The organism is Mesorhizobium sp. IMUNJ 23033, from assembly GCF_044778005.1.
Taxonomy (GTDB): domain Bacteria; phylum Pseudomonadota; class Alphaproteobacteria; order Rhizobiales; family Rhizobiaceae; genus Mesorhizobium; species Mesorhizobium amorphae_A.
Window position 1 is genome coordinate 73,257 of record NZ_JBJACT010000005.1, and the last position, 13,448, is coordinate 86,704.

Here is a 13,448-nt window from a genome sequence, read left to right on the forward strand (position 1 = left end):
TCAGCGGAAACTCAAGGGATAGCAAGGCAGACGGGACTAAGGGATGAGAATGGTTGTTCCGGTCGTCCTGCGGCCCTCGAGATCGGAGTGCGCCTTGCCGGCGTCTTTAAGCGAATAGCGCTGGTTGATCCTGATCTCGACCGCGCCGCTAAGCACGACGTCGAACAATGCCGCCGCTGAGGCTTCGAGGTCCTCGCGCTTGGCATTGTAGACGAAGAGCGTCGGCCTGGTGGCGAACAGCGAGCCCTTTTGCGCCAGCAGTGACATGCTGAACGGTGGGATCGGCCCGGACGACTGACCGAAGCTGACGAACATGCCGAGTGGCCTCAGGCAGTCGAGCGAGGCGGGAAAGGTGTCGTTGCCGACGGAATCGTAGACGACATCGCATTTCCGGCCGCCGGTTGTGGCGGCGACGCCGGCGACGAAGTCCTGCTCCTTGTAGTTGATGACATGGTCGAAGCCATGCGCCTTGGCGAGCTCGATCTTGTCGGCGGAACTGGCTGTGCCGATGACGGTCGCGCCGAGATGCTTGGCCCATTGTCCGAGGATCAGGCCGACGCCGCCGGCCGCCGCATGGAACAGGATGGTGTGGCCGGCCTTCACCTTGAAGGTCCGGCGCAAAAGGTACTCGGCCGTCATGCCCTTGAGCATCATGGCGGCGGCCTGTTCGTCGCTGACGCCGTCCGGCAATTTCACAACGCGGTCGGCGGCAACCACGCGCTGCTCGGCATAGGCGCCGACATTGACGGCATAGGCGACGCGATCGCCCGGCTTTAGCCAGTCGACGTCGGCACCGACTTCCAGCACCTCGCCGGCCGCCTCGCCGCCGGGGATCAGCGGAAAGCCGCCGGGCGGCGGATAGAGGCCCGAGCGATGGTAGACATCGATGAAATTGAGGCCGATCGCGGTGTGCCTGATCAGGATCTGTCCGGCACCGGGTTGCCCCGGGTCGGCGTCCTCATAGGTCATAACCTCCGGACCGCCATGGGCGTGGATACGGACTGCTTTGGGCATCGATTGGTCTCTCTTGGGATACGGCTCGCCTGGGGCGGCTGTCAGGCTTTGGGGTCAGTCTTTCCGGCGCCGGGCTTGGCGCCGAGATTTGGAAAGAACTGCATGATAGCGCCGATGCTTGCGAGGTAAAGTCCGGTCACGGTGATGCCGATCTTGGTGAAGTCGCTGACCTGTTCGCCAAGCACGCCGATCTGGTCGTAGAAGGCGGCGAGTGCGGCCTGCGCCAGCGCCAGCGCGCCAAAGGCGCACCACAGCAGCGTCATGCCGAGATTGATCGGCCGCAGCCGCACCACGCGCACCGGATGGATGAAGTTGATCGGCACGAAGGTGAGAATGCCGGCCGCCACCACCACGCCAAACGAAACCCATTGTCCCGGTTCGATGACGAACAGCGTGAACACCACCATGTTCCAGACGACCGGGAAGCCCTTGAAGAAATTCTCCTTCGTCTTCATGCCGGTGTCGGCATAGTAGATGGCGCTGGATACGACGATGATCGCCGCCGACAGGAACGACAGCTTTTCGCCCATGAAGCCGCGCTGATAGAGCGCGAAGGCCGGGATAAGCACATAAGTGACGTAGTCGATGATGTTGTCGAGCATTTCGCCCGACCAGGTCGGCAGGATTTCCTTGACTTCGAGCTTCCTGGCGATCGGGCCGTCGATGCCATCGACGAACAGTGCCAGGCCGAGCCACCAGAACATCGCCGTCCAGCGCTGCTCGCTTGCCGCGACCAGCGACAGGAAGGCCAGGAACGAGCCCGACGCGGTCAAGAGATGGACCGAAAACGCGCGCGCCTGCGGCCAGGTGACTTTCTTCTTCGGCCGCGGAATTCGGTCCGCGATTTTCTTGGCCGTTTTCCTTGCCGATGTGTTCTTGCTCACGGGCCGCGCCAGTCCAGCTTGCAGATTTCGGCCGAGCGGCCGGCAAAGTTCCAGTTGCGGCCGAAGGCCCGCATCTTGCTCTTGTCGGACTTCGCCACGATGATTTCCGGCGCGATCCAGTATTCGGAGTTGCTGATCACCGTATCCTTCTCGCGATCCTTGCCGGGAACCGGCGTCACCGCCCCGTCGATGATCTTCGGTATCTGGAAGATGCGCGTCTTGTCACGCGTCTCATAGCTGATCGGCACCTGTTCGACGCCGAGGAATTTTCCGACCAGGATGGAGAGCAGCGACGTGGTGCCGCCGGCCTTGCCGGTGAAGATCCTGGTCAGCGCCTTGACCGCGTAGACCGAGGCGCGCTTGTCGATGAACAGGCCTGCGGTCCAGTTGCCGCGGCTCATAAAGCCGGGAATTTCCATGATCAGCCCGAGATTGAGGCCGGAGAGGTCGACGTCGCCGAAATGGCCGGCGTCGATGCGGAATCCGGCCCAGGTCTGGCAATAGCCCTCCGTCGGCGGATGGCCGCCGAGAGACAAGACGCAAGGGCAAAAAACCGTGCAATTGCAGGAGAGTACGAGCTCTCCCTTCATTGCCCAGCCCTGGTCGCTCATCGAATTCTCTCCCCCTCAGGCCGAGACTAATAGCAGCGCGGTTGCCCACACAAGCAGTATCGCACCGGCAACCCGGCTTGGCATCCTGCCCGCTGTCTGTTTTTCGATCAGGGTGAACAGGCTGATCAGCGCCATCCAGAAGACGTTCATGGCGCCCACGGCGAACATCACCAGCATCAGTGCCCAGCAGCAGCCAAGGCACCATACGCCTTGCTGCATGCCGAGCCTGAAGATGCGCAAGGGTTTTGCGCTCCAGTTGGCAAACAGGATCGAAAACGGGTTCCGGCACTTTGTCAGACAGGCTTCCTTCAGGCCGCTGAACTGGTAGAGGCCGGCAATCAGCAGGGCGAGCGCGCCGGCAATTCCAACCGCCGGATCGAGCATCTGCCGGGACGCGGCGAATGCGTGGAGGCCGAGCGTCAGCGCGGCAAACAGCGTCGACGCAACCAGCCATATGCCGAGATAGCCGGCGACCAGAACAAGCGGGTGGACGACCGGCTCGCCTTTGATCCGCGCCGTGTCGGCGACCTCGCAATAGGTGCGGATCATGGGTGCCGCTGAGGGCAGCATGGTCGCCACCGCCATCAGGAACCACATCGACATCAGCGCCAGGGCTTGCATCCCTGCGGTGCTGGCAAGCGGTGCAGGCGCAAGGCAAAGAGCAAAGAACCGGTCGAGAAAATCCGGCAGCGGCAGCCGCGGCAGATATCTGAGCACCGTATCGCCGGGCGCATCGGCGCCGGCAAAGCGGCTTTCGGCGCCGCGGATCGCCATCGCGCCGAGAATGGCCCAGGCAAGGGCGATGCCCACGCCGACGCTGACGGTCACCGCCAGCCGGGAATTGCGCGCGACGCTTGCCGTGGCGCGGCCGGCCCGGTCGAGATGGCTGAAGTCGTCGCTCATGGCAATCGAAATGGGCCGAATCGCCGCGTTGATCAAGCCGCATGATCGGGCCTATACAGATTGGCGGCCGGTTGGGCCTCAATTGCGATCCGGAAGCCGAAATTGGACCATCAGGAAACAGCGCGGATACTGGTAGCCGGCAGCGGCCCGGCCGGCCTGATCGCCGCGCTCGGCTTTGCCGAAGCAGGCTTTCCGGTGACGCTGGTCGGCCCGGAAGCAGCCGGCGCCGATGGTCGCACCACCGCCCTGATGAACCCTGCCCTTGCGGTGCTCGAGCGGCTGGGCGTGCTCGCCGACCTCAAGCCGAAGGCGGCGCCACTGAAGGTGATGCGCATCGTCGATGCAACCGGCCGACTGATCCGCAGCCCGACGGTCACCTTCCGCGCGACGGAAATCGGCGAGGAGCAGTTCGGCCTGAACCTGCCCAACAGTGTTCTTCTCCCCGCCCTTGCCAAAGCGGTTGTCGCGCATTCCGGCATCGACTGGCGGAAGTCGATGGTGGGGAACTGGCGCCTCGACGCCGGCCATGCGCATGCGACATTGGCTGATGGCAGCGAGATTTCGGCATCGCTGGCGGTTGCCGCCGATGGGCGCCTGTCGCCGGCGCGCGAGGCGGCAGGCATCCCGGCCTCCGTGCGGCCCTATCCGCAGGCAGCGCTCGTCCTCAATTTCGGCCATCGCAGCGAGCATGCCTTCACCTCGACCGAATTCCATACCGAAACCGGTCCGTTCACGCAGGTTCCCCTGCCCGGCAATCGTTCCAGTCTCGTCTGGGTTGTGAAACCGGAGACGGCGAAAGAGCTTGCAGCACTCGATGACGACACGCTTTCGCAGCGCGTCGAAGAGCAGATGCAGTCGATGCTGGGCCGGGTCTCCGTCGAGCCTGGCCGGCAGGTCTACCCTCTGTCGGCGGCGTCACCTGGGCGTTTCGCGCAGAACCGCGTCGCGCTGGTCGGTGAAGCCGCGCATGTTTTCCCGCCGATCGGCGCACAAGGTCTCAATCTCGGTATCAGGGATATCGACGACCTGATTGGAATCGCTTGTGAAAATCGATCCGACCCAGGCTCCAGAATGAGCCTTGCGGCCTATGATTCCAGGCGGCGGCCCGACATATTGGCGCGCAGCGGCGCGGTCAATCTGCTCAACAGGTCGCTGCTGTCGGACATGCTGCCGGCGCAGATGGCGCGCAGTGCCGGTCTCAGCGTGCTTGGCAGCTTCGCACCGCTGCGCGCCTTCTTCATGCGTGAGGGGCTGCGGCCGGGCAGTGGCTTCCAGGCGCTCACTGGGGGCTTCAGGAAACAGGTCCGCCGGTAACCAGGCCGACATCGGACATTCTTGCCCCGTCCCGAAACCTCTTTGCCGGCAGGACCGTTGCTTGATCGGACGTCAAGCGCTTCGGGATTGAATTGACCGGGCGTCTGCGCCAAATAGGCACCCACCCTAAAGTCGGGCTCGATTTTGGTGGCGGGATGTGTAGATTCAAGGTCTTAGGGCGTCCTTGCGGCGCTTTGAAGACTTAAGTGGTGAGTACGATGAAAACGGCCAAATTCTCGATCGGACAAGTGGTCCGCCACCGGCTGTTTCCGTTCCGCGGCGTGATCTTCGATGTCGATCCGCAATTCGCCAACACCGAGGAGTGGTACGAGGCGATCCCGGCCGACGTGCGGCCGCGCAAGGACCAGCCTTTCTACCATCTGCTGGCCGAAAACTCGGAGACGGAATACATCGCCTATGTGTCCGAGCAGAACCTGCTTGAGGACCAGTCGGGCGAACCGGTCCGGCATCCGCAGATCGGCGAGATGTTCGACAAGCGGCCCGACGGCCGCTACCAGCCGAAACGTCAGTTGAGACACTGACGCGGGCAACAAAAAAGCGGGGCATGCCCCGCTTTTTTCATGACTCGAGATTGTCCCGGCGATCAGTTGGCGGCTTTCGCCTTGTCCTGCTCTTCCTTGAGCTTCTTGGCGAAGTCCTGGTTGTTCTTGGCCACGAAGTCCTGCAGCTTCTTCTGCCGGTCCTCGATGTCCGACTGCTGCAGCGGCGGGCCGTCATAGGCGCCGCTGAAGCCGGTGAGCGCAACCTTGATCGGGTTCGGCTGGTTCTGGAAATTGACCGAGGTAAGCGTGATTGCCTGGCCCTTCTTGAAGGACGAGACGAGCTGGTCGGTGAGCGGCACTTCGGCCACGCAACGGTCCGGGAAGCAGATCACGTAGTCGAGCTTCTGCGCCTTGCCGGTGTCGATCTGCAGGCCGATGCCCGGAGGCACCAGACGGCCGGTCGGAACCGTCACCTGGAACACCTTGCGGTTTACCTTGCCTTTCAGCTCGATCAGGCTGACGCCGGTGACCAGCTGCCCGTTGCCGGCGGTGACGATGTTCTGGACGTTGCAGATATCGACATCTTCCTGCTTGGTGCAGGCCTTGAACCAGCCCTGCGGAATCTGCTGTTGCTGCTGTGCCGAAGCAGCGGGAAGCTCAGCGCCCAGAAAGCCGACCACGCCCGCGGCCATGACCGAAAGGCGGTATGCGTTGCTGTTCAGGCTCTTCATATGGTGTACTTCCTCTCAATGATCCCGGAACCGGCCGCTTCGTGCCGCGTGGTCCCAGCTACCTGTTGCCGAAATGAGGCAACAGCATGACTTCGGTGCGCGTGTTACACTGCCAGCGATGTCGAATCCAGCCCGTTCTCCGCGATTCTTGGTGCGAAGATGACACGGGCAGCCCCTGTGTCGGAGCGCTCGCCGCAGGCCGAACTCTTCTCCCGCAGAGCGATTCAATCCCTGCTTGAAATGCTCTAGGGTGCACAGCGAATCACAAAGCCGCCTGCAAGGAGACGGTCATGGGCCGCGTTCTCGTTTGGCTGATCGCCGCGATCTCGTTTCTGACCGTTTCGCTCCGGCCGGCCGCGTCGGAACCGAGGCATGCCATCGCCATGCAGGGTGAGCCGGCGCTGCCGGCTGACTATCAGCATTTCGACTACGTCAATCCCGATGCGCCGAAGGGCGGCAGCATCACCTATTGCGTGGTCGGCAGCTTCGACAATCTCAACCCGTTCATCCTGAAAAGCCTGCGCACCACGGCACGCGGCATGATGGACACGATCTACGGCAACCTCGTCTTCGAGCCGTTGATGCAGCGCAATTTCGACGAGCCGTTCAGCCTCTACGGCCTGCTCGCCGACAGCGCCGACATGGATCCGGAGCGCAAGTCGATCGAATTCCATCTCAACCCGAATGCAAAATGGTCGGACGGCGAGCCGGTGACGCCGGAAGACGTGCTGTTCACCTACGATGTCTTCACCGACAAGGGACGGCCGCCGTACAGCGACCGCATGGCCAAGATCGCCAAGCTCGAAAAGACGGGCGACCACAGCGTGCGCTTCACCTTCAACGACAAAGCCGACCGCGAGTTTCCGCTGATCATCGCGCTGACGCCGATCATCCCGAAGCATGCCTTCGACAAGGAGACGTTCGACAGGACGACGCTAAAGCCGGTGATCGGCAGCGGACCCTATACGGTGGATAAGGTGCAGCCCGGCCAGCGCATCGTGTTCAAGCGCAATCCGGACTATTGGGGCAAGGATGTCCCCGCCAAGCGCGGCTTCGACAATTACGACCAGATTACCATCGAATATTTCCTGAACGCCAATGCCAAGACCGAGGCCTTCAAGAAAGGCATCTGCGCCATTGACGACGAGACCGATCCGGTCAAGCGCGAGCGCGACATGGACTTTCCGGCCTTTCGCAAGGGCGATGTGGTGGCCGAAACCTTCGACACCGGCATCCCGCCGGTGGTGACGGGCTTCCTGTTCAACACCAGGCTGCAGAAATTTTCCAATCCGGTCGTGCGGCGCGCCCTGGGCATGCTCTACGACTTCGAATGGGCCAACAAGAACCTGTTCGCCGGCAAATACAACCGCACCATGAGCTACTGGCAGAATTCCGAGCTTTCGGCGCTCGGCCATCCCGCCGACGACAGGGAGAAGGCGCTGCTGGCGCCCTACCCCGGCCGCGTGCCGGCCGATGTCATGGACGGCAGCTGGCGGCCGCCGGTCACCGACGGCTCGGGCCAGGACCGCAAGGAGCTGAAGGCGGCGTTCGACCTGCTGAAGGCCGCGGGCTACAGCGTCAGGGACGGGACCATGCTCGATCCCGAGGGAAAACCCTTCGGTTTCGAGATCATGACTTCATCGCAAGATGAAGAACGGCTCGCCGCGATCTACCAGCGTACGCTGGAGAAGATCGGCATCAACGTCACCATCCGCGGCCTCGATGGCGACCAGATCCAGTCGCGCAAGCAGCGCTTCGATTTCGAGGTGCTGATCGGCTCGAGCGGCTTCAACAACTCGCTGTCGCCGGGTATCGAACAGATCGGGCGCTGGGGCTCTGCCGCCGCCAAAGCGGAAGGCTCGTTCAACCTTGCCGGCGTCGCCGATCCGGCCGTGGACGCGGCGATCGATGCGATGCTGAGGGCTCGTTCGAGGGAAGACTATGTCGCGGCGGTGCGCGTTCTCGACCGGCTGCTGATCTCCGGCAACTACATGGTGCCGATGCAGCACAACGACCAGCAGTGGATTGCCTACTGGAATTACCTGGAACATCCGCAAAAGACGCCCATATTCGGTTATCAACTGCCGACCTGGTGGCGCAAGGCGAACTGAGATCCTTCCAGACAGGAGATGAAGATGAGCGACGGGAACTCGATCACGGTCGACGTTGTGTCCGATGTCGTTTGCCCGTGGTGCTTCATCGGCCAGAAGCGTCTCGACAAGGCGATCGCTGCCGCCAGCGACATCGACGTCAATGTGCGCTGGCGGCCGTTCCAGCTCGACCCGACCATCCCGCCCGAAGGCAAGGATCGCCGCGCCTACATGCTGGCCAAATTCGGCAGCGAAGAGCGCATCCGCGAGATCCATGCCCGCATCGAGCCTCTCGGCGAAGCGGAAGGGATTAGATTTGCCTTCGGTGCCATCAAGGTAGCGCCCAATACACTCGACGCCCACCGCGTCATCCGCTGGGCAGGTGCTGCCGGCGATGCCGTGCAGAACCGGTTGGTGCGCCGGCTGTTCCAGTTGAATTTCGAGGAAGGCGCCAACATCGGCAACCATGGCGTGCTGGTCGAAGCCGCACGCGAAGCCGGCATGGACGCCTCCGTGGTCGAAACGCTGCTGCCGACCGACGCCGATGTCGAGGCGGTGCGCACCGAAATCGCAACTGCTTCGCGCATGGGCATCACCGGCGTGCCGTGCTTCCTGCTCGAAGGCAAATATGCTGTGATGGGCGCACAGGACGCCGAGACGCTTGCCGACGCCATCCGCCAGGTCGCAGCGGCCAAGGCGCGGGGCGAGTTGGAAACGGCGAGCTAGCCTACTTGACCGTCACCTTGGCCTTGCTGACGAAGAAACCATGGCCATTGCTGCTGCCGCAGGTAAGCCCCTTGGTCGATGACTGGCAGGAGAACGGTCCCTTCTTCCAGCTGTTCCCGTAGGCCAGCTTGGCGACGTCGCTGCAGCAGCCCTGCTCGCCGGGGTTCTTGATCAGCGTCGCCGGTCCCTTTGGCCCAAGAATGACGGTGACGTAACTCGGCTCGACGCGCGAGCAGCTCAGTTCCGGCCCGCCGTCCTGCGGCTGGTAGGTGCTGGTGCCGCCCTTCGGCGTGTAGATGCAACCGATATTGCCTGATGGCGTGTTGAACTCGATCTGACCTTCGGCGCTCGCCGGAATGGTCTGGCTACCCGCATGCGCCAGAGGCATCCAGGCGAAGGCCACGAGCATCGCGACTGAAAATGTACGTGCAGACATGGAAGACCCCTAAGCCAAATGTGTGGATCAGGTTCAATCCGCACGGCTGCATTGTCAAACGCGGCTTGCCGTGCATCTGGGAAGGCGCGAACTGCCCGCGCCCTAAAACGCTTCGTGCGAGACGAATCGATGCAGGCTCGGCTGCCCGCGAGTCATCACGAGAGTATTGCTGGAGTGGTCGGGGATAGCCGATTGGGGGACCTGCCAGTCAGTCCTTCGTAGGAAAATCGGCCGCTCGGCAAGGCGAAAAGGTTCACAAAATCGTGTGAGAAGCTTCCCTTGGGGAAGGTAAATACGGCCGCCGCCATGGCTGCTCAACCTATTGGAATAACTACCAATAATCCGGTTTTTGTGCGCTGCTTCCGCAGCTCGACCTGTTGCTCCATGGCAACGTTGCGTGCGCGTGTTCACAGAGGGTGGGAGAAAATTAATAGAAAATGATCAATTGGTGTTACTATCCGTAACAAAACTAAAAAAGGTTTAGGCGGGATCGTGATTCGGGTCGGCAGACCACGACGTACAGTACCGGCAGAACTACCTAGCGAGGCCGCAAGGCCTTCGCCCCTGACGCCGGTGTCGTCGATGCGTACCTTCTGGGGGCTGATGCGGGCCTACTGGTTCTCCGACCGCTGGAAGGAAGCCTGGACACTCACCCTCGTCATCGCGTTGCTCACGGCGCTGTCCAGCAAATCGGGCGTGTGGTTCGCCGAAGCGTCGGGTGAACTGGTCAATTCGATCGCTTTTTTCCACGATGCCGCAAATACCGCACCCCTGAAGTCGCTGCTGACCAACGCCGGCATCCTGGTCCTGTTGGTCATCCTCAAGGATGCGGGCTTTACCGGCATCCGCAGCCTCGTTTCGGCGACGCTGCATCGCAAATGGCGCGGCTGGCTGGACAGCCGCTTCAACGAAGCGCTGCTCGACACCAATCACACGCATTTCCACGCCCAGCATGGTTCGTCCGGCAACGCGGCTCCCGACAACATCGACCAGCGCATCCAGGAATCGATCAAGGACATGACCGGCGGAGCCATCGGCCTCGCCATGGGCGTCCTGGCTGTTGCCACGTCACTCTATTTCGTCGGCCAGAAGCTGCTTGAGACCTCGGTGGAAGTGAGAGGACTGGAGTTCCTCGGCAGCTACGGCAGCGCGATCCTGGCCTTCCTGGCCGTCGCCACCTATGTGCCGCTGAACACCTGGATCGCGGTGAAGCTGGGCAGATTGCTGGAACGTCTCAACGTCAGGATGCAGCAGTCCGAAGGCAGCTATCGCGGCGAACTGACGACCTTCCTGCGCCGCAGTTTCCATGTCGCCGCCTCGCAAGGCGAGAATGTGCAGAAGTCGATGCACAGCCGGCTCTATGTCGATATCGACCGCACCTGGGCGCGACTGAACATCGTCAACACCAGCTATAATTCGTTCGAGCTGATCTACAATTTCATAGGTGCCCGCATTGTCGCCTATGGGCCGGGCCTTGTTCCGTTCATCCACAACGGCTTCGATCTCAAGGGCTACATTACCGGCTCCGAATTGGTCAATTCGCTGATCAGCCAGTGTTCATGGTTCATCCATGTCATGCCTAATATCGCGACATTGCGGGCCAACAGCCAGCGTGTGACCGAACTGGCGAACGCCATCGAGAACGTCCAGCAGCCGCAGGAGTTCTACAGCCAGACCGGCCGTTCCGACTTCCGCTACGACCGCCAGAACCCGGTTTTCGGCCTGACCATCCAGAAGCTGGAACTGGCACATCAGGGCGAGGACGCGACACCATTCCTGAGCGTGGCGAACCTGCGCTTCCGGCGTGGCGAATGGACGTTCCTCAAAGGCGAATCGGGCTGCGGCAAGACCTCGCTGATCAAGGCGATCAACGGCCTGTGGCCCTATGGCCGCGGCACCATCGTCTTCCCGGAAGGGATCAGGAGTTTCTATGCCGCCCAGGAGGTCAAGCTGCAGCAGGTCACGCTGAAGCAGCTGGTCTGCCTGCCCGGCTCCGAGCAAGATCATGGCGATGCGCAGGTCGCATCGGCCTTGCACAAGGCCGGCCTTGGCGACTTCATCGAGCACCTGGCCGATGAAAGCCGCGAAGGGAAGAACTGGGACCAGGTTCTTTCAGGTGGCCAGAAGCAGAAGCTGGTGGTCGCCCGCATCATCCTGCAGCAGCCTGGGCTGCTGTTCCTCGACGAGGCAACCGGCGCGCTCGATCCCGAAGGCAAGATCGCCTTCCACCAGGCGATCAAGGACAATTGCCCAGACGTCACGGTGATCAGCGTCATGCACGAGGCCACGCCGCCGCGCTCGCTGTCCGGCGCCGAGTTCTATCACAGCGTGGTCGCGATCTCGGACGGCGTCGCGACCAAGAAGCCGCTGGCTCCAAGCCTGCCGCGCGAACTCACCACCATCCTCGCACAGCCAAGGCCGGTCCCAAGGCCGGTCGAGGACAAATGGCTGCGCTTCCCGCGCCGGCTGAAGCAGAAATAGCCCCGCCACCGCGCATCCTTGCCCGCCGGCATCAGCCGCGGTAGCTCGACCTCGCGCGGCGATCACAGTCTCGCGATCTCGCCCTCCGGTGTCGTTTTTGCCCTTTGCCGCGATTGACTCGGCAAGAGGCGCTCCTATGTTGCGCCGGCTCGCAGAATTCAACCTACAGCGCCGCGCGTCACTTCGGACGCGCAAAGGACGCTGTAGAAACCTAGAATTTGCGCATGATCCTTTCCGAAAATCGAAACCGATTTTCGGGGTCATGCGCTAGCCCGCGAGCAGAAAGGTCACCGCGCCATGCCTGGCGACAGTAGTCGAACGCAACCGCCGTCCGCCTAGACGTGACCTGAGCGGTTCACGTCCTGCCGGACGGCAAGGAGTGAACCAATGAACGAACTTTCCCCCGTAGCGGGCGACGAGGCCGTCGCTATCGCCCGTATCCTTGCAAACGATCACGTCGCCGACGTTGTCGAGGCGCTCAACCACGAGCCGCGCGAAACGGCGATCGAGCTGCTTTGCGAAGTGCCGTTCGAGCGGCTGGTCGAGATCTTCGACCAGCCGGAACTCGACGGCGCATCCGAGCTTGTCGAGGCGCTGCCGCGCGCCAAGGCCGGCAAGCTGCTCACCGCCATGTCAGTCGACCGCGCCGCCGATATCCTGCGCGAGCTGGAAGAACCGGCGCGTTCCGAACTGCTCGTCGAACTCGCGCCGCCGCTGCGCGCCACGCTGCTTGCCATTCTGGGCTATCCCGAAGGCAGCGCGGCGTCGCTGATGACGACGGAGTTCGTCAGCGTGCCCTCGGATTGGACCGTGGCCCGCACGCTGGACTACATCCGCAAGGTCGAGCGGACGCGCGAGACCATCTACGCGATCTACATCGTCGATCCCGAGACGCATGTCCTGGTGCGCTCGACGGGCCTGCGCCGGCTGATCACCGGCGAGCCGGAAGATCTGGTGATGGATGTCGCGCTGGATCGCGTGCCGGTGACGGTCTCGCCGCTCACCGACAGCGAAAAGGTGGCGCAGCTGATCTCCAAATACGATTTGCTCGCCGTTCCGGTCGTGGACCACGGCAAGATCCTCGGCATCGTCACCATCGACGACATCATCGACACGATGGTCGAGGGGACGACCGAGGACGTGCATCGTTTCGGCGGCATGGAGGCTCTCGACGAGCCGTATATGAAGATGAGCTTTCTCGCCATGATCCAGAAACGTGCGGGCTGGCTCTGCGCGCTGTTCATCAGCGAGATGCTGACCGCCAATGCGATGCAGAGTTATGAAGGCGAGCTGGAAAAGGCAATCGTGCTCACGCTGTTCATCCCGCTGATCATGAGTTCGGGCGGCAATTCCGGCTCGCAGGCGACCTCGCTGGTCATCCGCGCACTGGCGCTGCGCGAGATCGGCCTTGGCGACTGGTGGCGGGTCGCCTTGCGCGAACTGCCGACCGGGCTTGTGCTGGGATCGATCCTCGGCGTCGTCGGCGTCTGCCGCATCACGCTGTGGCAGTATTTCGGCTTCTACGACTACGGCCCGCACTGGGAGCTGATCGCGGCGACCGTCGGCGCGGCGCTGGTCGGCATCGTCACCTTCGGCTCGCTGTCGGGGTCGATGCTGCCATTCGCGCTGAAACGCATCGGCTTCGATCCCGCCAGCGCGTCGGCGCCGTTCGTCGCCACGCTGGTCGACGTCACCGGCCTGGTGATCTACTTCTCGGTGGCGCTGGTCATCCTGCGCGGCACGCTGCTCTAGCAA

12 protein-coding genes are annotated in these 13,448 nt (G+C 62.5%); 6 read left to right on the forward strand and 6 right to left on the reverse strand.

The window, feature by feature from the left end; genetic code table 11:
- Window positions 1–36: 36 nt before the first annotated feature.
- Genes ACFX5Q_RS07545 through ACFX5Q_RS07560 form a run of 4 tightly spaced genes read right to left on the reverse strand, consistent with a single transcriptional unit; the run spans window position 37 to window position 3,412 of the window.
- On the reverse strand, window positions 37–1,014 hold the full coding sequence (locus ACFX5Q_RS07545) for a quinone oxidoreductase family protein (RefSeq protein ID WP_404276650.1): 978 nt from the start codon (window positions 1,012–1,014) through the stop codon (window positions 37–39).
- Between the two features lie 41 nt (window positions 1,015–1,055).
- Window positions 1,056–1,898, reverse strand: a complete 843-nt coding sequence (gene pcsA / locus ACFX5Q_RS07550; protein WP_404276652.1) for a phosphatidylcholine synthase — start codon at window positions 1,896–1,898, stop codon at window positions 1,056–1,058.
- On the reverse strand, window positions 1,895–2,509 hold the full coding sequence (locus ACFX5Q_RS07555) for a DUF1326 domain-containing protein (RefSeq protein ID WP_404276654.1): 615 nt from the start codon (window positions 2,507–2,509) through the stop codon (window positions 1,895–1,897). The genes pcsA and ACFX5Q_RS07555 overlap by 4 nt, the downstream gene beginning before the upstream one ends.
- A gap of 15 nt (window positions 2,510–2,524) precedes the next feature.
- Window positions 2,525–3,412 carry a DUF2182 domain-containing protein gene (locus ACFX5Q_RS07560; RefSeq protein WP_404276656.1) on the reverse strand — a complete coding sequence of 296 codons (888 nt, stop codon included), beginning with the start codon at window positions 3,410–3,412 and terminating at the stop codon, window positions 2,525–2,527.
- Between the two features lie 102 nt (window positions 3,413–3,514).
- Here ACFX5Q_RS07560 and ACFX5Q_RS07565 point away from each other — a divergent pair, with 102 nt between their 5' ends.
- Together ACFX5Q_RS07565 and hspQ are read left to right on the forward strand one after the other, a co-directional pair.
- Window positions 3,515–4,726 (forward strand): UbiH/UbiF family hydroxylase, encoded by a 1,212-nt coding sequence (locus ACFX5Q_RS07565; RefSeq protein WP_404276658.1) that lies wholly within the window; start codon window positions 3,515–3,517, stop codon window positions 4,724–4,726.
- Window positions 4,727–4,944: 218 nt separating this feature from the next.
- A complete protein-coding gene (gene hspQ / locus ACFX5Q_RS07570; RefSeq protein WP_192181119.1) occupies window positions 4,945–5,268 on the forward strand; it encodes a heat shock protein HspQ in 324 nt (107 codons plus the stop codon).
- Window positions 5,269–5,330: 62 nt separating this feature from the next.
- Here the strand turns inward: hspQ and ACFX5Q_RS07575 are convergent, their stop codons facing one another.
- The gene (locus ACFX5Q_RS07575; RefSeq protein WP_006199773.1) at window positions 5,331–5,960 is read right to left on the reverse strand and encodes an invasion associated locus B family protein; all 630 of its coding nucleotides are present in this window, start codon (window positions 5,958–5,960) and stop codon (window positions 5,331–5,333) included.
- Between the two features lie 290 nt (window positions 5,961–6,250).
- Here ACFX5Q_RS07575 and ACFX5Q_RS07580 point away from each other — a divergent pair, with 290 nt between their 5' ends.
- Window positions 6,251–8,071, forward strand: a complete 1,821-nt coding sequence (locus ACFX5Q_RS07580) for an extracellular solute-binding protein (RefSeq protein WP_404276660.1) — start codon at window positions 6,251–6,253, stop codon at window positions 8,069–8,071.
- Between the two features lie 24 nt (window positions 8,072–8,095).
- Window positions 8,096–8,776: a DsbA family oxidoreductase gene (locus ACFX5Q_RS07585; protein WP_404276662.1), complete on the forward strand. Its 681-nt coding sequence runs from the start codon at window positions 8,096–8,098 to the stop codon at window positions 8,774–8,776.
- A gap of 1 nt (window position 8,777) precedes the next feature.
- On the opposite strand, the gene ACFX5Q_RS07590 is transcribed toward ACFX5Q_RS07585, so the two are convergent.
- The gene (locus ACFX5Q_RS07590) at window positions 8,778–9,212 is read right to left on the reverse strand and encodes a hypothetical protein (RefSeq protein WP_404276664.1); all 435 of its coding nucleotides are present in this window, start codon (window positions 9,210–9,212) and stop codon (window positions 8,778–8,780) included.
- Between the two features lie 582 nt (window positions 9,213–9,794).
- Between ACFX5Q_RS07590 and ACFX5Q_RS07595 the strand changes: the two genes are divergently transcribed.
- The gene (locus ACFX5Q_RS07595) at window positions 9,795–11,693 is read left to right on the forward strand and encodes an ABC transporter ATP-binding protein/permease (RefSeq protein WP_404276666.1); all 1,899 of its coding nucleotides are present in this window, start codon (window positions 9,795–9,797) and stop codon (window positions 11,691–11,693) included.
- A gap of 387 nt (window positions 11,694–12,080) precedes the next feature.
- Window positions 12,081–13,445 carry a magnesium transporter gene (gene mgtE, locus ACFX5Q_RS07600; protein WP_404276668.1) on the forward strand — a complete coding sequence of 455 codons (1,365 nt, stop codon included), beginning with the start codon at window positions 12,081–12,083 and terminating at the stop codon, window positions 13,443–13,445.
- Window positions 13,446–13,448 lie beyond the last annotated feature (3 nt).